Here is a 22695-nt window from a genome sequence, read left to right as displayed (position 1 = left end):
TTTATGAATATAAATATTGTGGTTGTCGGAAGTATTAAAGAAAAGTTTTTCAAAGACGCTATAGATGAATATTCAAAAAGACTTTCAAGATACGCAAAGTTAAACATAATAGAATTAAAGGATGAGAAAACTCCTGCAAATGCAAGTTTACTTGAAGAAGAAAAAATCAAGGAAATTGAAGCCGAAAGGGTTTTATCAAAGCTATCAAACAGCTATGTTGTTGCGCTTGCAATAGACGGTAAGAAATATTCTTCAGAAGATTTTTCTAAGAGAATGGAAAAATATGATATTCTATCAAAAGGAAATCTGGCATTCGTTATAGGAGGTTCCTTGGGACTTCATAAAACCGTGCTTGACAGAGCTGATGAAAGCTTGAGCTTTTCAGAGATGACTTTTCCGCATCAACTGATGAGAGTTATTTTACTGGAACAAATATATAGAGCATATAGAATCAGAAATAATGAACCGTATCATAAATGAGGGCAGAGCCCTCATTTTGGTTTTTCCAATAAAATCATCAGCCTTGAAAATAATTTTTTGATAGTATATACTATTCTGGAAAACTAGGAGGAAATATGGTTAATTTGTACAATGGTGGAGCTTACCTTATTAACGGTAAGACACTTATAGAAGAGAATGATTTAGATAAATTAAAAGCGGTTACAGGCAAAGATATAGATAAGGAAGAAGCCAGAAAGGGAAGTATAGCTTACAACATACTTGAAAACCACAATACTTCAGGAAATATGGATAAGCTCAGACTGAAGTTTGATGCCATGGCTTCACATGATATTACTTTTGTTGGAATAATACAGACTGCAAAGGCAAGCGGTATGGAAAAATTTCCTATACCCTATGTTTTGACAAATTGCCACAATTCACTTTGTGCAGTTGGCGGAACCATAAATGAAGATGACCATATGTTCGGTCTTTCCGCCGCAAAAAAATATGGCGGTATATATGTACCACCTCATATTGCGGTAATACATCAGTATATGAGAGAGGCATTTGCAGGTTGCGGAAAAATGATACTCGGTTCCGATTCACATACCAGATACGGAGCACTTGGAACAATGGCTATAGGTGAAGGCGGTGGTGAGCTTGTAAAACAGCTTTTACAGGATACTTATGATGTAAACAGACCTGAAATTATTGCAATCTATCTTGAGGGAGCACCGAAGGCCGGTGTCGGACCGCAGGATATCGCACTTGCAATAATAGGTAAGGTATTTAAAAACGGATATGTAAAGAATAAGATAATGGAGTTTGTAGGACCGGGAATAGCATCTATGACCACAGATTACAGAAACGGTGTAGATGTTATGACTACAGAGACTACCTGCCTTTCATCTGTTTGGGAGACTGATGAGGATACAAAGAAATTCCTTACAGTTCACGGAAGACCTGAGGATTATAAAGAATTAAAGCCTGCCGATATAACATATTATGACGGTGTTGTTCATGTGGATTTGTCCACAATTAAGCCGATGATTGCTCTACCTTTCCATCCAAGCAATGTATATGAAATAGATTTCCTTAATGAGAATTTAAAAGATCTTCTTCATGAAGTGGAGCTTGAGGCAATAAAGATAGGTGGAGAAGCCGGAAAGGGTCTCAGACTTTTAGATAAGATAGAAAACGGAAAGCTTAGAGTATCACAGGGTATTATAGCAGGTTGTGCAGGCGGAACTTATTCAAATGTAATGGAGGCTGCACATATACTTAAAGGATACAGTACAGGATTTGATGAGTTTAACTTAAATGTATATCCTTCATCACAACCTGTATTTATAGAAACAACAAGAAACGGTGCTGTAGCGGATCTTATGGAAAGCGGTGCGGTAGTAAAGACTGCATTCTGCGGACCTTGCTTCGGTGCCGGAGATACTCCTTCAAATAACGGACTTTCTATAAGACATACTACAAGAAACTTCCCTAACAGAGAAGGTTCAAAGCCGGGATCGGGTCAGATGTCCGCTGTAGCTCTTATGGATGCGAGATCTGTAGCCGCAACTGCAAGAAACAAGGGATTTTTAACACCTGCTACAGAGTTTGCAGATGATTATATTGTACCTGAGTACAATTATGATGACACAATATATAAAAACAGAGTATATCAGGGATTTGGAGAGGCAAGAGAGGACAGTGCTTTGGTTTACGGACCTAATATAAAGGACTGGCCTGAGATGACTGCTCTTACCGACAATATTCTTTTAAAGGTATGTTCAAAGATACTTGATGAGGTAACCACTACAGATGAGCTTATACCTTCAGGAGAGACATCTTCTTACAGATCAAATCCGCTTGGACTTGCAGAGTTTACACTTTCAAGAAGAGATCCTGAATATGTAGGCAGAAGCAAGGCGGTAGATGTTATCGAAAAGTCAAGAAGAAAAGGCGAGGACATCTTAAAAGATAATACGGAGTTATCAAATATATTTGAAAAGATAAAGAATATACCTGAATTTGCAGATATTGTCGCAAACGAAACCGAGATAGGCAGTATGATATATGCCAAGAAACCCGGTGACGGTTCTGCAAGAGAGCAGGCTGCAAGTTGCCAGAGAGTTATCGGCGGTCTTGCAAACATTGCCAAGGAGTATGCAACAAAGAGATATCGCTCAAATGTGATGAACTGGGGTATGCTGCCTTTCCTTTTAGATTCGGAGCCTGATTTTGAGGTTGGAGATTATATCTTTGTACCTAATATCAAGGAGCATCTAAGAGGTGATATGTCAAAAATTCCTGCCTATATTATAGGTGAAAATATAAAAGAAATAAGCTTAAGCATTGCAGAAATGACTGATGCGGAAAAATCCATAGTGGAGGCAGGTTCTCTTATAAATTATAATAAGAGTAAAATAAAATAGAAAGGAAGTGTATGGATAAAAAAAATAAAAATGAATCCAATGGGCTGAATAATAGGACGATTATTATACTTATTATTGCGGCTGCCATTGCATTCTTTGCAGTAAGCATACTTTCAAACAGGCTGAAAAAGGCCACAACGAAGGAAGTACCTTATACTGAGTTTATGCAAATGGTAAATGACGGAAAGGTGGAGTCGGTAAAGGTAATGGCAACTGCCATTGAAATAAAGGTAAAGCCTAATCTTTCAGATTACTCAACCATGACTGTGTATAAGACGGTCAGAATAGAAGACGATTCATTGGTTGACAGATTATATGCTGCCAATGTACCGGCAACTATGGAAAGGTTTGAGACTACATCTACGATACTGTCATTCCTAAGCTTTATTCTACCGTTTATTTTCTTCATACTTATGATGAATTTCCTCTTGAAGAAAATGGGTGGAGGCGGATTCATGGGAGTCGGCAAGAGCAATGCGAAAGTATATGTTCAAAAGGAAACCGGTATTACATTTAAGGATGTAGCAGGTGAAGATGAAGCAAAAGAGTCTTTGACTGAAATCGTTGACTTTTTGCATAATCCTGAGAAATATACAAAGATTGGTGCCAGACTTCCGAAGGGAGCTCTTTTGGTAGGACCTCCGGGAACAGGAAAAACACTTTTGGCAAAGGCGGTGGCCGGAGAAGCGGATGTACCGTTCTTTTCTCTGTCAGGTTCAGACTTTGTAGAGATGTTTGTAGGTGTAGGTGCTTCAAGAGTAAGAGATTTATTCAAACAGGCACAGGAGGCGGCTCCTGCTATCATATTTATAGACGAGATAGATGCTATAGGTAAGAGCAGAGATTCCAGAATGGGTGGAGGAAATGATGAGAGAGAACAAACTCTCAATCAGCTTCTTTCCGAAATGGACGGCTTTGATTCATCAAAAGGTCTTATAGTACTGGGTGCTACAAACAGACCTGAGATACTTGACCCTGCATTACTTCGTCCGGGTAGATTTGATAGAAGAGTGATTGTTGAAAGACCTGATCTTAAAGGAAGAGTTGACATCCTTAAGGTACATTCAAAAGACGTGCTTATGGATGACAGTGTAGATCTTGAAGCAATAGGACTTGCTACATCAGGTGCTGTAGGTTCGGACCTTGCCAATATGATAAATGAAGCTGCTATTTTGGCGGTAAAAAAAGGCAGAAAAGCTGTAAAGCAAAAAGACCTTTTTGAAGCTGTGGAAGTGGTGCTTGTAGGCAAGGAGAAGAAGGACAGAGTTATGAATCAGGAAGAGAGAAGAATTGTATCCTACCATGAGGTGGGACATGCACTTATCTCCGCACTGCAGAAAAACTCCGAGCCTGTACAAAAAATCACTATTGTACCGAGAACCATGGGTGCTTTGGGTTACGTAATGTATGTACCCGAAGAAGAGACATATCTTAAGTCAAAAAAAGAACTTGAGGATATGCTTGTAAGTACTCTTGGAGGTAGAGCGGCCGAGGAAATAGTATTTGATTCCGTAACAACAGGTGCATCAAATGATATTGAAAAGGCTACCTCTATTGCCAGAGCAATGGTTACACAGTACGGTATGAGTGATAAGTTCGGATTGATGGGACTTGCAAGAGTTGAAAATCAATACCTGTCAGGACAGGCAGTACTTGACTGTGGCGACAATACGGCTACCGAAGTTGACAAAGAAGTAATGAAAATACTTAAAAAGAGCTATGATGAAGCCCTTAGAATCCTTAGAGAAAATAAAGATGTAATGGACAAACTGGCAGAGTTCCTTATAGAAAAGGAAACTATTACCGGAAAAGAGTTCATGAAGATTCTAAGAGAAATAAAAGGATTACCTGAAAAGGTGGAAATAAAGAAAGCCATATTGGTATAAAAAGGCTGCCGGATTAAAATTTAATCCGGCAGTTTTGTAGTTTAAAATATTATTTTTTCTTATTTCTTTTCTCTTCACAATAGATGCAACGATATACCTCATTCTCCTTATCTGAAAGATAGAAGATATGTGGGAGCTCCTGTTCTATAGAAGTGATACATCTGGGGTTCTTACACTTGATAATATTTGTTATCTTCTCAGGTAATGAAACAGTCTTTTTCTCAACTATTGCATTATTCTTTATAACATTGATTGTGATATTGTGATCGATATATCCGATTACATCAAAATCTATCAAATCAAGTACATCACCTTCGATTTTGATAATATCTTTCTTACCCATTTTTTTAGATTTGGCATTCTTTATAATTGCAACAGGTATATCAAGCTTATCAAGTCCTAAGTGAAAATATATATCCAAGCTTTTTCCGGCTTCTATATGATCAAGTACCACACCTTCATTTAATCCACTGATATTTAACATTATTTTACCTCCAAAAGAGTGAGAATCAAAGCCATTCTTACATATACACCGAACTCAGCCTGTTTGAAATATGCGGCTCTGGGGTCATTATCAACCTCAACGCTTATTTCATTTACTCTTGGAAGCGGATGGAGTATATACATATCCTTTTTAGCATGCTTTAATTTCTGCTTATCCAAAATATATGTGTCCTTTAAACGAATATAATCTTCTTCGTTAAAGAAACGTTCTCTTTGAACTCTTGTCATATAAAGTATATCAAGCTCAGGCATAGCCTCGTCAAGACTTGTAACTTCACTAAACTCGATATTGTTTGCCTTAAGTACGTCATCTCTGATGTAGTCGGGAACTTTAAGCTCTTCAGGGGAGATAAGAACAAATTTGATATTCGGATATCTGATAAGAGCGTTAATAAGTGAATGAACTGTTCTACCGAACTTCAGATCGCCGCAAAGTCCGACTGTAAGGTCTGAGATATTTCCTTTCATTCTCTTTATTGTCAAAAGGTCTGTAAGAGTCTGTGTAGGATGCTGATGTCCACCGTCACCGGCATTAATTACCGGAATAGAAGAGAATTTGCTTGCAACAAGCGGTGCACCCTCTTTCGGATGACGCATTGCCGCTATATCTGCATATGAAGAAATTACTCTGATAGTATCTGCAACGCTTTCTCCCTTTGCTGCGGATGATGAGTCGGCAGAATGAAAGCCAAGTACGCTACCTCCCAAATTAAGCATCGCTGCTTCAAATGAGAGTCTGGTTCGTGTGCTTGGCTCATAAAATAATGTTGCTAATTTTTTTCCTTCACAAATTTTAGAATACTTTCCCCTGTTGTTTTCAATATCAATAGCAAGCTCTAAGAGTGCATTAGTTTCTTCAACAGAAAAGTCCAATGGGTTTAAAAGATGTCTCATACTTCTCCTTTATAAAAATCATTTTTCGTATTATAGTCCAAATTTTACACTTTTACAAGACCTAAAATGGAAAAAGAAATTAATTAACAGGAGACATAAAATAATTTTTAAATAATATTTAAAATTCGCTTGACATATAAAAACAAGTCTGTTATAGTACGTGTATAACAAAGATAACAAAGGTGGTGATTTAATGAATATAAGCAAATTTACACAAAAGTCAATTGAAGCTGTCCAAAACATGGAAAAGGTGGCGGCTACTTATGGCAATCAGCAAATAGAACAAATACATTTGTTGGCATCACTATTAGATATAGAGGGTTCATTGATAGTTAATCTTATAAAAAAGATGGGTATTAATGAAAATGAATTTAGAAACGAAGTGGAATCCGCCATAGAAAAACTTCCGAAGGTAAGCGGAGGAAATGCCTATATCAGTAATGATTTAAATAAAGTGCTTATTACTGCAGAGGATGTAGCAAAGAGCATGGGAGATGAGTATGTTTCGGTAGAGCATATTTTCCTAAATCTTTTGGAAAATCCGTCTTCTAATGTGGCACAGATTTTCAGAATGTATGGAATAAACAAAAATAAGTTTTTACAGGTACTCTCCGAGGTAAGAGGTAACCAAAGAGTGGTTTCAGACAATCCGGAAGCTACTTATGATACTTTAAATAAATATGGATATGACCTTGTTGAGCGTGCAAGGCAGCAAAAACTTGATCCTGTTATCGGAAGAGACAGTGAGATAAGAAATGTTATAAGGATATTAAGCCGTAAGACAAAGAACAATCCTGTACTTATAGGTGAGCCGGGTGTAGGTAAAACCGCAGTAGTAGAGGGACTTGCAGGAAGAATTGTGGCAGGAGATGTTCCGAATAATCTTAAAGATAAGAAACTCTTTGCCCTAGATATGGGCGCGCTTATAGCAGGTGCGAAGTATAGAGGTGAGTTTGAAGAAAGATTAAAGGCGGTTTTGGATGAGGTAAGAAAGTCCGAAGGTGAGATTATTCTTTTCATAGATGAGCTTCATACAATAGTAGGTGCAGGTAAAACAGAGGGCAGTATGGATGCCGGAAATATGTTAAAGCCTATGCTCGCAAGAGGTGAATTGCATTGTATCGGTGCCACCACACTTGATGAGTATAGAAAGTATATTGAAAAGGACCCTGCACTTGAGAGAAGATTCCAACCTGTACTTGTAGAAGAACCTACGATAGAGGATACAATATCAATACTTCGTGGTTTGAAGGACAGATATGAGGCATATCACGGAGTTAAAATAACTGACGGTGCCCTTGTGAGTGCAGCTGTACTTTCAGACAGATATATAAGTGACAGATTCCTTTCTGATAAGGCGATCGACCTTGTAGATGAGGCCTGTGCTCTTATAAAGACTGAGCTTAATTCGGTGCCTACAGAGATAGATGAACTCTCAAGACGACAGATGCAGCTTCAGATTGAAGAAACCGCACTTAAGAAAGAAAACGATAATCTTTCAAAGGAAAGACTTGAATCTTTGCAAAAAGAACTTGCAGAGGTTAATGATGAGTTAAATGAGGCAAAGTCAAAATGGGAAAATGAGAAAAAGAGTGTTGAAGGTCTTGCAAAACTCAGAGGTGAGATTGATGAGGTCAACAGACAGATAAATGCCGCAAAGCAAAGCTATGACCTTAACAGAGCTGCAGAACTCCAATACGGAAAGTTGCCTGAGCTGCAAAAACAGCTTCAGATTGAAGAGGAAAAGGTTAAAAAAGAAGACCTCAGACTTCTTCGTGAGTCTGTAACAGATGAAGAAATTGCAAGAATTATCTCAAGATGGACAAATATTCCTGTATCAAAGCTGAGTGAGAGTGAAAGAGAAAAGACTCTTCACCTTGGAGACACTCTCCATGAGAGAGTAATAGGACAGGATGAAGCTGTTGAGAAGGTTACCGATGCTATAATTCGTTCAAGAGCCGGTATTAAAGATCCTTCAAAACCTATAGGTTCATTCCTTTTCCTCGGACCTACCGGTGTAGGTAAGACTGAGCTTGCAAAATCTCTGGCAAAGTCTCTGTTTGATGATGAAAACAATATGATAAGAATCGATATGAGTGAGTACATGGAGAAATTCTCCGTGAGCAGACTTATAGGAGCTCCTCCGGGATATGTAGGATATGATGAGGGCGGACAGCTTACAGAAGCTGTAAGAAGAAAGCCATATTCAGTAGTGCTATTTGATGAGATAGAAAAGGCACATCCTGATGTATTTAACGTACTTTTACAGGTGCTTGATGACGGTAGAGTAACCGATTCACTTGGAAAGACTGTAGACTTTAAGAATACCATCATAATAATGACATCAAACTTAGGCTCCGCATACTTACTTGACGGTATCAATACATATGGTGATATCAGTGAAGATGCAAGAAAGAAAGTAATGGATGAGCTTAGAAACAGCTTCAGACCTGAGTTCTTAAACAGACTTGATGAAATCATTATGTTTAAGCCGCTTACAAAGGATAATATCGGAAATATTATAAATCTGTTAATGGATGAGCTCAATGAAAGACTTGAAAGTAAGGAACTTAAAGTTGAACTTAGCGATGCGGCAAAGAACTATATCATTGATAACGGATATGACCCTGCATATGGTGCAAGACCGCTAAAGAGATATCTGCAAAAAAATGTCGAGACCATGGTTGCAAAGCTTATTCTTTCAGACAGCGAGTTGAAAGCAAAAGATATAATATATATCGACTTGGATCCTTATAATGAGCTGACTGCGGTTGTACAAAAATAAATATTAAAGAGTCGGGCAACCGGCTCTTTTTTATTTAATGTAAAAAAACAATATTAGTGGTATAATAGACAGGATTATAGAAAAATCTGTTGCTATAGTAACGTATATTACATAAATCAGTTCGTTATTGTAGTTAAATTAATAAACCGGGAGTTATATGTTTGATATTTTAAAAACAGGTCACTTAGGATTTGTTCATTTGTTCTATTTGAATTTGATACTGTCATTGATAATCGTATTTTTTCAAAGAAGAGATCCGAGAACAGTTTGGACATGGATTTTAGTACTTAATTTTCTGCCGATTATAGGAATAATACTGTATTTATTTATAGGTCAGGATTACAGAAAATCCAGAATGTTTAAATTAAAAAGTGTTGAGGACAGCATAAGGAGAGCCACCATCAGGCAGGAAAAATTCTTCACCAAAAGTGAAATGATGAAGAATGATTTGTATGCCAAAGAATATCACAGATTGATGCAGTACAACCTTATGTCCGGAGGCTCACTTTTGACAATGAAAAATTCTTTGGATATATTCACGGACGGAAATAATAAATTTGATGCACTGATTGAAGATATTAAGAATGCCAAAAAATATATACATTTGGAATATTATATTATAAAGCAGGACTATCTTTTCCTAAATATAGCCAAGGAGCTTATAAAAAAAGCTGATGAGGGTATTGAGATAAGGATTCTGTTTGACGGAATGGGCGGAAGGTTTATGTCAAAGAAGATTTTAGAAAATTTAAAATCTCATGGCATAAAGTTGGGTGTTTTTTTTCCTGCAACTTTGGGAAGAATCAACTTTCGTATAAACTACAGGAACCACAGAAAAATAGCCGTAATAGACGGTAAAATCGGTTATGTAGGAGGCTTTAACATCGGAAAAGAATATGTTGACGGCTCAAAGAAATTCGGACACTGGAGAGATACACATCTTAGAATAGTAGGAGAGGCTGTAAACGGACTTGAACTTAGATTTGGACTGGATTGGAAGTACGCGACAAAAGAAGATATTTTCTTAAATGACAAATATTTTACCGAACTGGATGAGATGGATTTTGTACCTGAGGAAGGTGACAATATTCTCAGAATGCAGATAATTTCAAGCGGACCGGATTCCGAGACCAAACTTATACGAGATAATTACATAGAGATTATAAATCATGCAAAGAATCATGTGTATATCCACACGCCTTATTTTATACCTGATGAGGCTTTTATAAGTGCGCTAAATATCGCGGCAAGATCGGGAGTTGATGTAAGGCTTATGATTCCATGTATGCCGGATCATCCATTTGTATATTCCGCCACGCTTAGCTGGGCAGGAACTCTTCTTGAAGCGGGTGGAAAGGTATATACCTATGAGAAGGGATTCTTACATGCAAAGTCTGTAATGGCTGACGGCAAGGTAGCCTGTGTGGGTACGGCTAATATGGATATAAGAAGCTTTGAGCTTAATTTTGAAGTCAATGCAATGATTTACGATGAGGATATTGCAACAGAACTTGAAGACAATTTTATGAGAGATATTTATGATTCAAAGGAGTATACATTGTCAATGTATAAGAATCGTTCACTTATTCAAAGAGTTAAAGAACAGGTGAGTAGACTCCTTAGTCCATTATTATAATGAGAGGTTTTTTCAAATGATTAGATTTATTTTGGTAGCACTGTGTCTGCTTTTATACCTGTTACTTTTTATACCGACAATGCTTGTTTTACTTATAGTAAAAAGGTTTAAACCTGTTACTTCTTCCGCTATTGCACAAACAATGGTGCGTATAACTTTCAGACTCTTACTGTTTTTGGCGGGGGCAAAAGTGGAAGTAAGAGGAAGTGAAAATATTCCAAAAGACGGAGGCGTTTTATTTGTAAGTAATCACAGAAGCTATTTTGATATACTTGCAGGATATGCATATACTTATAAACCTCTCGGTTTTGTGGCAAAGTATGAAATGATAAAGGTTCCGCTTCTTAAACAGTGGATGGATTTGCTCAATTGCCTTTTCTTAAACAGGAAAGATATAAAGCAGGGACTTAAGACAATATTACAGGGTGTAGAAAAGGTTAAATCAGGTGTTTCGATATGGATTTGTCCTGAGGGAACAAGAAACTTAAATGATGATGTCACAAATGTAAAGGATTTTAAAGAAGGCTCATTGAAGATAGCCGAAAAAGGAAAGGTACCTGTTATACCTGTAGCTATTTACGGTACATATGAGATATGGGAACAGCATTTACCTTTTATGAAAAAGAGTAATGTAATAATTGAGTATGGCGAGCCGATAATAATATCGGAATTGTCTGATGACGAGAAGAAAAAGCTTGGCGCATATGCGAGAAATAAAATTGTAAATATGCTTGAAAACATGGTGAAAGAAAAAAGATAAAACTTTGGGAGTACTATGCAAAGACTTGAGGAAATAAAATTTGATGATATGCCGAGCGGATTTAAATGCAAGGAATATATGGATTCCTGTATAAAAAAAATAGTCTATCAGGGTGTGGAAGGTGCATATTCACATATAGTAACACAGACATTATTCCCCGAAGCGGACACAGAGAATGTAAATACTTTTGAAGATGCTATAAATTCAGTTTTAAACGGTGAGGCGTCATACTGTGTTGTACCAATTGAGAATTCATCTGCCGGTATTGTTACAGATATTTTCGATTTGCTTTTAAAAAAAGATGTAGTAATTGTAGAGGAATATGATTTACATATCAGCCACTGTCTTTTGGGAATAAAGGGGGCAAGCTTTTCCGATATTAAAATAGTATATTCACATCCTCAGGCTTTAATGCAATGTGCATCTTATTTGAAAGAACATCCTGAGTGGAGCCAGATAAGCCTTTTAAACACTGCCGTATCTGCAAAAAAAGTAAAAAATGAAGGCAAGATCGAGCAGGCGGCAATTGCTTCCGAGCTTTCAGCTAAGCTTTACAATCTGGATATTTTAGACAGGGGAATTAACAGAAACTCCAATAATACCACAAGATTCGTAGTACTAAGTAAGGAAAAGATTTTTTCGAAAAATTCAAATAAACTCAGCCTTATATTGGAACTTCCACATGAAAAGGGTATGCTGTATAATATTCTCGGAATATTTGTATTAAACGGATTGAACCTTGTGAAGATAGAATCAAGACCGATACCTGAAAAAACATTTGAGTACAGATTTTTTATAGATGTTGAGGCAAATCTAAACTCGGAAAATGTTTTAAATGTACTGGAAATACTTAGTGAGAAAGTCCCTTTTTTAAAGATTTTGGGAAACTATTGTTCAAATAATTAATGTAGCTTAAGGAGGAAATATGTACAGTATAAAAGCATGTAAAGATTCAAAGATAGATGATTTGATATTATATAGAGACTTGAAGTTTGAAGACACAATAAGAATGTTTTGTGCTTTGGATAAGAACAGCAACAATGTAAGTAAAACCATATCAAAGATGATTGAAGTTGCCGGTGAGTACGGTCTTCACGGAAATCTTTGGGCTAATATACTTGCATTGGCACTTGCATACAATGAGAATGTATACTCAAAAGCTACAGAGATTGTAGGTGAAACTTCAGGAAGTATAAATACATTTGCAATACATGATTTTAAAATATTAAAAGAGTTGATTCAATTTATACCTAATATTAACGGCGATTTATTAAAAGAGATATATCATTATGAAGGTAACGGAAGAGATTCAAAGCTTGTAAACACAAGAGTAAGAGACAGGATTCTAAGACTTTCAAAGCAACTTATAGAGGCGGACTCGGACAATGAGTTTAAAGATATAATAACTGAATTTTATAAGGAGTATGGTGTAGGGAAGTTCGGTTTGAATAAAGCTTTTCGTATAGAAGAAGGTACGGATTTAAAGACTGCAAATATAATACCGATAACCAGAGTCGAGCATGTTTATTTGAATGATATAATCGGTTATGATATTCAAAAGAAAAAACTCACATACAATACCGAGAGTTTTATAAACGGTAAACCTGCAAATAACTGTTTATTGTACGGAGATGCCGGAACCGGAAAATCTTCAAGTGTAAAAGCTATTGTAAACGAGTACTATGATAAAGGACTTAGGATTATTGAAATCTATAAGCATCAATTCAGATATTTATCCGATATACTTGAGCAGCTTAAAGACAGGAATTATAAGTTTATCATATATATGGATGATTTAAGCTTTGAGGAGTCTGAACTTGAATATAAATATTTAAAGGCGATTCTGGAAGGAGGATTTGGAAGAAGACCTGAGAATGTATTGATATATGCTACAAGCAACAGAAGACATCTTATCAGAGAAAGTTTCAGAGATAAGACTGAAACAGATGAAGAACTTCATACAAGAGATACTGTGGAGGAAAAGCTTTCATTATCTACAAGATTTGGTGAAAAAATCTATTACGGTTCACCGGATAAGAGAGAGTTTAACTCTATTGTACTTTCTTTGGCAAAGAAGAATAATATAGATATGGATGAGAGTGAAATACTTTCAAAAGCCAATATGTGGGAATTGTCTCACGGAGGTATGTCAGGAAGAAGTGCAACACAATTTATAACTTATTTACAGAGTCAATAGACTTGGAGAGCGTATGGAAAAGAGTGGGATAAAATATTTTGCGGCGATTGATGTAGGCTCATTTGAGCTTGAACTTGGAATTTATGAGATAGCAAGTAAATCAGGAATAAGGAGAATTGATTATGTCAAGCATACTATTGCGCTTGGCAGCGACACCTATAAATTCGGAAAAATCAGTTATGAAATGATAGATGAGCTATGTGATATTTTATCGGATTTTAAGAAAATAATGCATAGCTATAAGGTGGATGCGTATAAGGCATATGCAACCAGCGCCATGAGAGAAGCCTCAAACAATATGCAGGTGCTTGACCAGATAAAGGTAAGGGCAGGGATTGATATAAGTATAATATCAAACTCCGAGCAAAGATTTATCAATTATATGTCTATCGATTCAAAAGGTGAGCTGTTTGAGAAATATATAAAGAGCGGTACCGCTATTGCCGATGTCGGATTTGGAAGTATGCAGCTTACTCTTTACGATAACGGTGCAATACAGAGCACACAAAATTTATCACTTGGAGTTTTAAGACTTCGAGAGATGGTAGAGGAGATTGATAATATCAATGAAAAAAAGCATAATGTACTTACAGAGCTTATAGATAACGACCTTAATACATTTAAAAAGATTTATCTTAAGAATAAAAAGGTAAAGACGATAATCGGTATCGGAGAACCTCTTATGTATGTATTCAGATATATGGATCATGAATCCTCAGATATGATAATAGATTATGAGAGATTTATTAAATTATTTGATAAAATACGTGGAAAGAGTGTTGAGGAAATAGAGAATATACTTGGTGTAAGTAAAAATCATGCAAAGATGATTTTGCCGAGTGTGCTTATTTTTCAAAGAATTTTTGATCTCTTTAATGCCAAGGAAATATGGATGCCCGGTACACTTTTGATAGACGGAATTGCGGCGGAGTATGCAAAGAAAACCGGAATTATAAGTGTAGGTCATAATTTTGAAGAAGATATAATTGCTGCGTCAAAAAACCTTGCAAAAAGATACAGAGGGAACAGTAAACACACAACTGCGGTGGAAAAGAACGCTCTTCTTATATTTGATGCAATAAAGGAGGTCAGCGGTTTAACGGAAAGAGACAGACTCTTGGTACAAATAGCCGCCATACTTCATAATATCGGTAAGTTTATCAATATGAAAAACAGTGATACAGCCACCTACAATATAATTTCATCAGGAGAGATCATAGGTATATCTCATGATGAGAGAATGCTTATGGCGGAGATATCAAATATTGATAATGAAGAAAATATTTATAATAAAAGAGATATCAGGCTTGCAAAATTAAGTGCAATACTGCAAATGGCAAATGCACTTGACAGATCTCACAAGCAGAAAATAAAGAATTTCACATTGAAATTAGATGAAAATAAGCTGAAACTTGAAGTGAATTACATGGGTGATTTGAGCCTTGAAATACTCAGTTTTAACTCTCACAGAGATTTCTTTAGAGAAATCTTCGGAATAGAATTTATTTTGAAGCAGATAAGAACTTTTTGATAGGAAGGAGTGGCTATTATGGAAAAGTTTGATAATGTAGAATATTTTACAAACAGGGAGCTGTCCTGGCTGAAGTTCAATATCAGAGTTTTAAATGAAGCTGAGGATGATGATGTAAAGCTTTTTGAAAGATTAAAATTTTTAAGTATTACATCTTCAAATCTTGATGAGTTTTTTATGGTAAGGATTGCTTCTTTAAAAGATATGGTGGATGCCGACTATAAGAAAAAAGATATCTCCGGAATGAGTGCGGATAAGCAGCTTGGTATCCTTACTAAGGAGACTCATGACTTTGTTAAAAAGCAGTATGAGGTATATAACAAATCTTTGGTTCCGCTTTTAAAGAAGGAAAATTTGCATATAATAAGTCATGATGACGAGCTTGATACGAATGAGAAAAGTTTTATCAATGAATATTTTGACGAGTTTGTATACCCTGTGCTTACACCTATGGCTGTAGATGCTTCAAGACCTTTTCCGCTTGTCAGAAATAAGACTTTAAATATTGCGGCTCTGATAAGAAAGAGAAAAGAAGAAACATCAAAAAAGAAGAAAAAGGATGTATATCTTGGAAATGTAGATAAAGATATGGATTTTGCGATGGTGCAGGTGCCTTCAGTACTTCCGAGAATAGTGGAGATACCTTGCGAGTCCGAGGAGAGAAAGATAATTTATCTTGAAGATATCATAGAGAAAAATATAGATAAACTGTTCTTAAACTATGAAGTAATATCTGCAGCAACATTCAGAGTGATGAGAAATGCGGAATTTAAGCTTGACGAGGATGATGCATCGGATCTGTTAGAGGAAATAAAGAAAAAACTTAAGAAGAGACAGTGGGGAGAGGCCATCAGACTTGAAGCCGAAGAAAGAATGGATGCAAGCCTTTTAAATTTCCTGAAAAATGAGTTGAATGTTGATGAAGAGGATATATTTAAGATAAACGGACCTCTGGATCTGACAGTTCTTATGAAGATATACTCACTTGAAGGTTTTGAGAGATTAAAGGATAAAAAGCACGTTCCTGTAATGAATCAAAGGCTCATAGACTGTGAGGATATATTTGAAGAGATAAAAAAGAAAGATATTTTGCTTTCACATCCATATGAGAGCTTTGATCCGGTAATAGATTTTGTATCAAAGGCGGCGGCAGATAAAAATGTTCTTGCTATAAAGCAGACTTTATACAGAGTCAGCGGAAATTCACCAATTATCAAGGCGCTTGCAAATGCAGCGGATAACGGAAAACAGGTTACGGTTTTGGTGGAGCTTAAGGCAAGATTTGATGAGGAGAATAATATAAATTGGGCAAGAATGCTTGAAAAAGCAGGCTGTCATGTGATCTACGGACTTGTTGGATTAAAGACGCACTCAAAGATAACTCTGGTTGTAAGAAGGGAAGATGAGGGTATCAGAAGATATGTGCATCTGGGTACCGGAAACTATAATGATTCTACTGCAAAACTTTATACAGACCTTGGTATGTTTACGGCAAGAGAAAGTTATGGTGAGGATGCTACGGCAGTCTTTAACATGCTCAGCGGATATTCAGAACCGCCTTTCTGGAAAAGATATGTGGTTGCACCGCTTTGGATGAAGGATATATTCTTAAAGAAGATAAGCCAATGTGAAGAGGCGGCAAAGAGAGGAGCCGAGGTAAGAATCATAGCAAAGATGAACTCGCTTTCAGATAAGGATATTATATGTGCATTGTATTCGGCAAGTTGTGCAGGTGTAAAGATAGACCTGATTGTCAGGGGTATATGCTGCCTTAAGGTAGGAATAAAAGGAGTGTCTGAAAATATTACAGTCAGATCGATTGTCGGAACATTTCTTGAACATGCCAGAATATTTGATTTCCGAATAGACGGTGAAGAGGAGATTTTCCTTGGCAGTGCCGACTGGATGAACAGAAATCTGGAAAAGAGAGTAGAGATAGTATTCCCGGTAGCCGATGAGGATATCATAAAGAGTATAAAGCATTACTTGGATGTGGAACTTGAGGATAATGTAAAGGCCTCTATCCTCTTACCTGACGGAAGATATGAGAAGATAAGAAGATTGGGAAGTGAAAAGAAAAACTCACAGGAAATTTTTATTAAAGAGGCAAAGGCTGAATATGAGAGCACCATAAAGGCCGGAAAAACTGAAGACGGCAGAACTTTTATACCTTTAAAAGGAGAATAGAATAAAAATAGCCACTGCATAAGCAGTGGCTAAAACTTTATAAAAAATTAGTTGTTGATAAGTTTCTCATCATCATTGTTCCAGCTGTAAAGCTTTCTGATCTCTGCACCTACCTTCTCTGAAGGATGCTCAGCTGCAAGCTTTCTCATAGCCTTGAAATGAACCTGACGACCTGCATTAGACATATCAAGTAAGAAGTCCTTAGCAAATGTACCGTCCTGGATATCTGTAAGAATCTGCTTCATAGCCTTCTTAGTATCCTCTGTAATGATCTTAGGTCCTGTTATATAGTCACCGTACTCGGCTGTATTTGAGATAGAATATCTCATTCCCTCAAATCCTGACTGATAGATAAGATCTACGATAAGCTTCATCTCATGGATACACTCAAAGTATGCATTTCTAGGGTCATAGCCTGCCTCACAAAGAGTCTCGAAACCTGCCTGCATAAGTGCACAAACACCGCCGCAAAGAACAGCCTGCTCACCGAAAAGGTCAGTCTCAGTCTCTGTACGGAATGTTGTCTCAAGAAGACCTGCTCTGGCACCACCGATACCTGCACCGTAAGCAAGTGCAAGCTCAAGAGCCTTACCTGTAGCATCCTGCTCTACAGCTACAAGACAAGGTGTTCCCTTACCCTCAAGATACTCTGAACGAACAGTATGTCCCGGAGCCTTAGGAGCGATCATTGCAACATCCACATCCTTAGGTGCTGTGATACAACCGAAGTGAACATTGAAACCGTGAGCGAACATAAGCATATTTCCTGCTTCAAGGTTAGGCTCGATATCATTCTTATATAAATCAGCCTGAAGCTCATCATTTATAAGAATCATTATGATATCGGCTTTCTTTGTAGCCTCTGCAGCTGTGTAAACCTTAAGTCCCTGCGCCTCTGCCTTTGCCCATGACTTACTTCCTTCATAAAGACCTACGATTACATTACATCCGCTTTCCTTTAAGTTCAATGCATGTGCATGTCCCTGGCTACCATAACCGATGATTGCGATAGTTTTACCCTCAAGCATTGAAAGATTACAATCCTCTTGATAATAAATTTTAGACATATAAATACCTCCTAAGTAACTTCTATTTTAACCCATTTAGGCTGGGGAACCATCAAATAAAAACTAGTTGAAAACAACTACATCATCACTTCCTCTTGAAAGAGCAGTGAGTCCTGTTCTGGCAAGTTCCAAAACTTCATAATCTGAAAGAAGGTTTGAAAGTGCTTCAAGTTTTGAATTATCACCTGTAAGCATAACTGTCAAACAATCCTTAGCCACATCTACAATAGTAGCTCTGAAAATATCACAAAGAGCCGCGATATCCTGTCTCTGTGAAGCATCGGCTTTTACCTTTATCATTATAATTTCACGGAAAACACTTTTGCCTTCCTCTAAAACCTTGATGTCTCTTACATCTTCAAGTTTTCTCAGCTGTTTTACTATCTGGTCAAGTGTGTCCTCGTCTCCAATAGAAACAACTGTCATTCTTGAAAAGCGCGGATCGGCTGTCTCTCCGACAGTGAGAGAGTCTATATTATATCCTCTCCTTGAGAACAGACCTGATACACGACTTAAAACACCTGCAGAATTATCTACAATAAGTGAAAATACTCGTCTCATTTTACCTCCCAATATTAAAAGTAGTAATTAATAAAATCATATTGGTTTTCAATTTACTATAGCACCATTATGATAAATGTCAATTTATTATATAATATAATTGTTATAACCTGAGGTTATAATACAAAAAAACAGTATATATTTTACCTGTGATCTTCTCCAAAATCAATAGTTGATAAATCATATTGTGCAGGTTCATCATTATCATCCAATTCATATGCATATAAAACGGTTCTTGTATCATCACCCTCATATGAACAGGTTATAAAAGACCAAATTTTATTTACACCTGCTTCCGGAATCTCTCTGAAGGTACATTTTTCTGTCATCCTGTCCACATATTTGTGGAAATAATCCATATCATCAAAATATGTCTGTCTTCTTTCAGGTGCGGAATCTGTATAAAGAGCGGCAACAGTCTTTAATCTATAAGTTTTATTCGGAGTATAAATATATATCATTCTATGTTCCTTGAAAAAATCTTCATTTTTGAACTTAGTGATATCGGTAAACATTTTACCGTCTTTCATATGATGACCGTAGATAATATTGTTAAGTGTTGAAAAATCCGAATTACTGTAGCCGTCCATATATACGGAATAATATGATTCCTGATGGTTTATATCATGGTGTAAATAATATTCTATATCATATTCTTTCCATAATATCGGATAATCAATTACAGTTCCGGGAATATACACCCATGCTATTACATCGGGATTTGTAGCCTTAAGCGAATCAAAATCAATTTTCCTTGTATAATTTTCATCAGTCTTATAAGCTTTTGTAGGCGGCTCGGTTGTAGTTTCTTCTTGAGTGGTTGTAGTTTCAAGAGTGGTTTCAGGTTCTTTATTTTTGCTTTTTGTATTTGAAAATATGACGGCAATCGCTGTAAGTAATACTGCGAAAGCCAAAATAGGTAATAAAATTTTCTTTTTCATATATCTCCTAACGACTTTTAGGTAGAAGTATAGCATTTTTTTTAACTATTGTATATAAATCTTATGAATTAGATTGATAAAAAAAAAATCCTCTACTATAATTAGTGGGAAGACGGAGGAGAAAAATGAACGATTTAAATTTGAATCAGAGAGATGAAATTATAATGGATAAAAGGGCAATATTTGCTTTATCTTTTTTAATACCGGTTTTTATAATGATATTAATATTCATTCAAAGAGGAATATTCCCGTTTGGTGATGAGAGCTTTTTGAGAACTGACATGTATCATCAGTATGCTCCGTTTTTTTCAGAGTTTAAATATAAGCTGAGTAATGGCGGTTCACTTCTTTACAGTTGGGACCTCGGTATGGGAATAAATTTCTCGGCACTTTATGCCTACTATCTTGCCAGCCCTCTAAACTGGCTGATTATTCTATGTCCGCAAAAATATGTTATAGAGTTTATGACATATATGATAGTGGCAAAGATAGGGCTTTCAGGACTTGGTTTCACATATTATTTATCTAAACACACTTCAGGAAACAAAGCAGGAATATTATTCTTCGGAATATTCTATGCACTTTCAGGATATATGGCGGCATATAGCTGGAACATTATGTGGCTGGATTGTATTATACTTTTTCCGATAGTATGCTTGGGTATTGAAAGACTTGTAAAAACAGGAAAAGGTTTACTGTATACACTTATACTTGGGCTATGTATACTGTCAAATTATTATATTTCCATCATGATTTGTCTGTTTATGGTAATATACTTCATTTCTCTTAATGTAATGGATAATGAGAACAATTGGAGAAAATTTGTAATTGCTTCAATAAGATTTGCTGTTTATTCAGTGCTTGCAGGAGGACTGAGTGCACTTGTTTTATTGCCTGAAATATATGCACTTAAGCTTACAGCCTCGGGAGACTTTGACTTTCCAAGTACATTTAATTCATATTTTTCTATTTTCGATATGATTGCCAGACATATGGGCAATGTAAAAGTTGAAATCGGACTTGATCATTGGCCGAATATATTCTGTGGTGTCGGAATATTTTTATTTGTTGTTCTGTACATATTGAACAGAAAGATTTCCAAGAAAGAAAAAGCGGTTTATATTTCATTACTTGTATTTTTTCTTGCAGGCTTTTCAATAAATGTATTGAATTATATATGGCACGGACTTCATTATCCGAACTCACTACCTGCGAGACAGAGTTTTATCTATATATTCCTTGTACTCTTTATATGTGCAAAGGCATATGATAATTTCAGTGCGAATACAACCAAGGATCTTGGATTTGCATTCGGAATCAGTATGATATATATTTTGCTTGCACAAAAGATAGTAAATAATGAGGATTTCCATTTTGCAGTATTTTATGCGGCAATGATTTTTATAAGCATTTATGCAATGTTAATGTATTTGCATATGGCAAAGAGAATATCAAAAACATATTTATTTTTGATTTCACTTGCAATAGTGGTAATTGAATCAAGTGTCAATATGTCGGTTACAAGTGTGACAACAATAAACAGAAGTAATTATATAAATGACAATGCCGATGTAAGAGCTTTACTTAAGAAATTGCCGATGGATGATTTTTATCGTATAGATAAGGTTGACAGAAAGACAAAGGATGACGGTGCATGGTTGAATTTTAAATCGGTATCTATTTTTTCATCTACGGCAAACGCTTTACTTACCGAATTATTTGAAAAACTTGGAAATGAAGCATCTACAAATGCATATTCTATAACCGGAGAAACACCTCTTTTAGATATGCTTTTTGCGGTAAAATATGCAATATATACCGGTGAGTCAAGAAATACAAATATTTCTTATGTGGATATATCAGGAAACAGTTATTTATATGAAAATCCTTATACTCTGCCTCTTGGATATATGGTTGATGAAAGATTTACAGATGATTGGAACTTGAATCTCGGAGATCCTATAGATGTTCAAAATGATTTGGCCGCCGTTTACGGTTTACCTGATATATTTGAGCAAATAGAGACTATAAAGGAGTCTACTTCCGTAAACTTTCAGACCGATATAGACGGTGAATACTATGCCTATGTTACAAATCCGGCAATTGACGAAGTGGAATTCAGTTATGGAGACGGAGATGTTAAAAAGTCATTTAAGAATCTGAAGAGACATTATATATTGGAGCTTGGAACTCTTGAGGGAGAGAAAAACGGAAGATTTGTAAGTACGGATGATAAGGATGAATCAATTGATGCAAGAGTTTATAGAGTCAACTATGATTCTCTGAAGAAATTGTATTATATCCTAAATAAGAATCCTTTATATCTCAGTAAGATTTCAGATTCATACCTGTCAGGAAATGTTCATGCGGTTGAAAATACCACATTGTTTACTTCTATTCCATATGATGAAGGATGGAGTGTTTATGTGGACGGAAAGAAAGCTGAAAAGATAAAGATTATGGATGCCTTTATCGGCTTAAAACTTGAAAAAGGACAGCATGAAATAGAATTTAAATATTTAAGTTCAGGTATTATTGAAGGTGCAATAATAAGTGCGGCTTCATTGACTTTATTATTACTGATATGCCTTGTGAAAAAAGTTATTGAATACGGCGGATTCAAATTCAAAAAGAAAGAAGTTATTGAAGACGATGAGTTTGAAGAACTTGATATAGAAGATTCGGATGATGATGAAGATAACGATGAAGACGATGATGATGAAGAAGACGATGACGAATCTGAAGAAAAAAACGGTGAAAATAAACGTGTATACGTTGATATAACCACAGGCGGCGGAAAAGGTGTAGTTGAACTGCTTACAAAAAACTATAATCCTGAAACTGATGAAAATACTAATAATGAAGATTTGAAATAG

General features: G+C 36.1%; 16 protein-coding genes. 11 read left to right on the top strand and 5 right to left on the bottom strand.

Features of this window, described 5'->3' with window-relative positions:
• Positions 1-3 precede the first annotated feature (3 nt).
• The 3 genes from rlmH (at position 4) to ftsH (ending at position 4756) form a co-directional block, all read left to right on the top strand.
• The gene (gene rlmH, locus HMPREF1495_RS13205) at positions 4-480 is read left to right on the top strand and encodes a 23S rRNA (pseudouridine(1915)-N(3))-methyltransferase RlmH (RefSeq protein ID WP_034215677.1); all 477 of its coding nucleotides are present in this window, start codon (positions 4-6) and stop codon (positions 478-480) included.
• A gap of 95 nt (positions 481-575) precedes the next feature.
• Positions 576-2870 carry a hydratase gene (locus HMPREF1495_RS13200; protein WP_034215675.1) on the top strand — a complete coding sequence of 765 codons (2295 nt, stop codon included), beginning with the start codon at positions 576-578 and terminating at the stop codon, positions 2868-2870.
• 11 nt (positions 2871-2881) lie between these two features.
• Complete coding sequence (gene ftsH / locus HMPREF1495_RS13195) at positions 2882-4756, top strand: ATP-dependent zinc metalloprotease FtsH (protein WP_034215673.1); 1875 nt, start codon at positions 2882-2884, stop codon at positions 4754-4756.
• 49 nt (positions 4757-4805) lie between these two features.
• Here ftsH and HMPREF1495_RS13190 read toward each other — a convergent pair whose 3' ends face one another.
• Both HMPREF1495_RS13190 and pyrB read right to left on the bottom strand, forming a co-directional pair.
• The gene (locus HMPREF1495_RS13190) at positions 4806-5240 is read right to left on the bottom strand and encodes an aspartate carbamoyltransferase regulatory subunit (RefSeq protein ID WP_034215672.1); all 435 of its coding nucleotides are present in this window, start codon (positions 5238-5240) and stop codon (positions 4806-4808) included.
• Positions 5240-6154, bottom strand: coding sequence for an aspartate carbamoyltransferase (gene pyrB, locus HMPREF1495_RS13185; protein ID WP_007591781.1), 915 nt, complete (start codon positions 6152-6154; stop codon positions 5240-5242). The genes HMPREF1495_RS13190 and pyrB overlap by 1 nt, the downstream gene beginning before the upstream one ends.
• A 193-nt stretch (positions 6155-6347) precedes the next feature.
• On the opposite strand from pyrB, the gene clpB reads away from it, so the two are divergent.
• From clpB to HMPREF1495_RS13150, 7 genes are all read left to right on the top strand, one after another.
• Positions 6348-8939, top strand: coding sequence for an ATP-dependent chaperone ClpB (gene clpB / locus HMPREF1495_RS13180; RefSeq protein ID WP_034215671.1), 2592 nt, complete (start codon positions 6348-6350; stop codon positions 8937-8939).
• A gap of 157 nt (positions 8940-9096) precedes the next feature.
• Positions 9097-10575: a cardiolipin synthase gene (cls, locus tag HMPREF1495_RS13175; protein ID WP_034215669.1), complete on the top strand. Its 1479-nt coding sequence runs from the start codon at positions 9097-9099 to the stop codon at positions 10573-10575.
• Between the two features lie 16 nt (positions 10576-10591).
• Entirely contained in the window at positions 10592-11335 is a 744-nt protein-coding gene (locus HMPREF1495_RS13170) for a lysophospholipid acyltransferase family protein (protein ID WP_034215667.1), read from the top strand.
• A 15-nt stretch (positions 11336-11350) separates the two neighbouring features.
• Positions 11351-12241 carry a prephenate dehydratase gene (gene pheA / locus HMPREF1495_RS13165; RefSeq protein ID WP_034215665.1) on the top strand — a complete coding sequence of 297 codons (891 nt, stop codon included), beginning with the start codon at positions 11351-11353 and terminating at the stop codon, positions 12239-12241.
• A 19-nt stretch (positions 12242-12260) separates the two neighbouring features.
• Complete coding sequence (locus HMPREF1495_RS13160; RefSeq protein WP_034215663.1) at positions 12261-13532, top strand: ATP-binding protein; 1272 nt, start codon at positions 12261-12263, stop codon at positions 13530-13532.
• 13 nt (positions 13533-13545) lie between these two features.
• Positions 13546-15063 (top strand): Ppx/GppA phosphatase family protein, encoded by a 1518-nt coding sequence (locus HMPREF1495_RS13155; RefSeq protein WP_034215661.1) that lies wholly within the window; start codon positions 13546-13548, stop codon positions 15061-15063.
• A gap of 18 nt (positions 15064-15081) precedes the next feature.
• On the top strand, positions 15082-17250 hold the full coding sequence (locus HMPREF1495_RS13150; RefSeq protein ID WP_034215659.1) for an RNA degradosome polyphosphate kinase: 2169 nt from the start codon (positions 15082-15084) through the stop codon (positions 17248-17250).
• Positions 17251-17297: 47 nt separating this feature from the next.
• Here the strand turns inward: HMPREF1495_RS13150 and ilvC are convergent, their stop codons facing one another.
• The 3 genes from ilvC to HMPREF1495_RS13135 form a co-directional block, all read right to left on the bottom strand.
• Positions 17298-18317 carry a ketol-acid reductoisomerase gene (gene ilvC / locus HMPREF1495_RS13145; RefSeq protein ID WP_007591793.1) on the bottom strand — a complete coding sequence of 340 codons (1020 nt, stop codon included), beginning with the start codon at positions 18315-18317 and terminating at the stop codon, positions 17298-17300.
• Positions 18318-18380: 63 nt separating this feature from the next.
• Entirely contained in the window at positions 18381-18878 is a 498-nt protein-coding gene (gene ilvN / locus HMPREF1495_RS13140) for an acetolactate synthase small subunit (protein ID WP_007591794.1), read from the bottom strand.
• Between the two features lie 143 nt (positions 18879-19021).
• Positions 19022-19819, bottom strand: coding sequence for a class B sortase (locus HMPREF1495_RS13135; RefSeq protein WP_034215657.1), 798 nt, complete (start codon positions 19817-19819; stop codon positions 19022-19024).
• Positions 19820-19944: 125 nt separating this feature from the next.
• On the opposite strand from HMPREF1495_RS13135, the gene HMPREF1495_RS13130 reads away from it, so the two are divergent.
• Positions 19945-22695, top strand: coding sequence for a YfhO family protein (locus tag HMPREF1495_RS13130; protein ID WP_034215655.1), 2751 nt, complete (start codon positions 19945-19947; stop codon positions 22693-22695).

This window comes from Lachnoanaerobaculum sp. MSX33 (assembly GCF_000512995.1).
Lineage (GTDB): Bacteria > Bacillota > Clostridia > Lachnospirales > Lachnospiraceae > Lachnoanaerobaculum.
The sequence above is the reverse complement of the archived record's forward strand: the minus strand, read 5'-3'. Positions and strand labels throughout refer to the sequence as shown.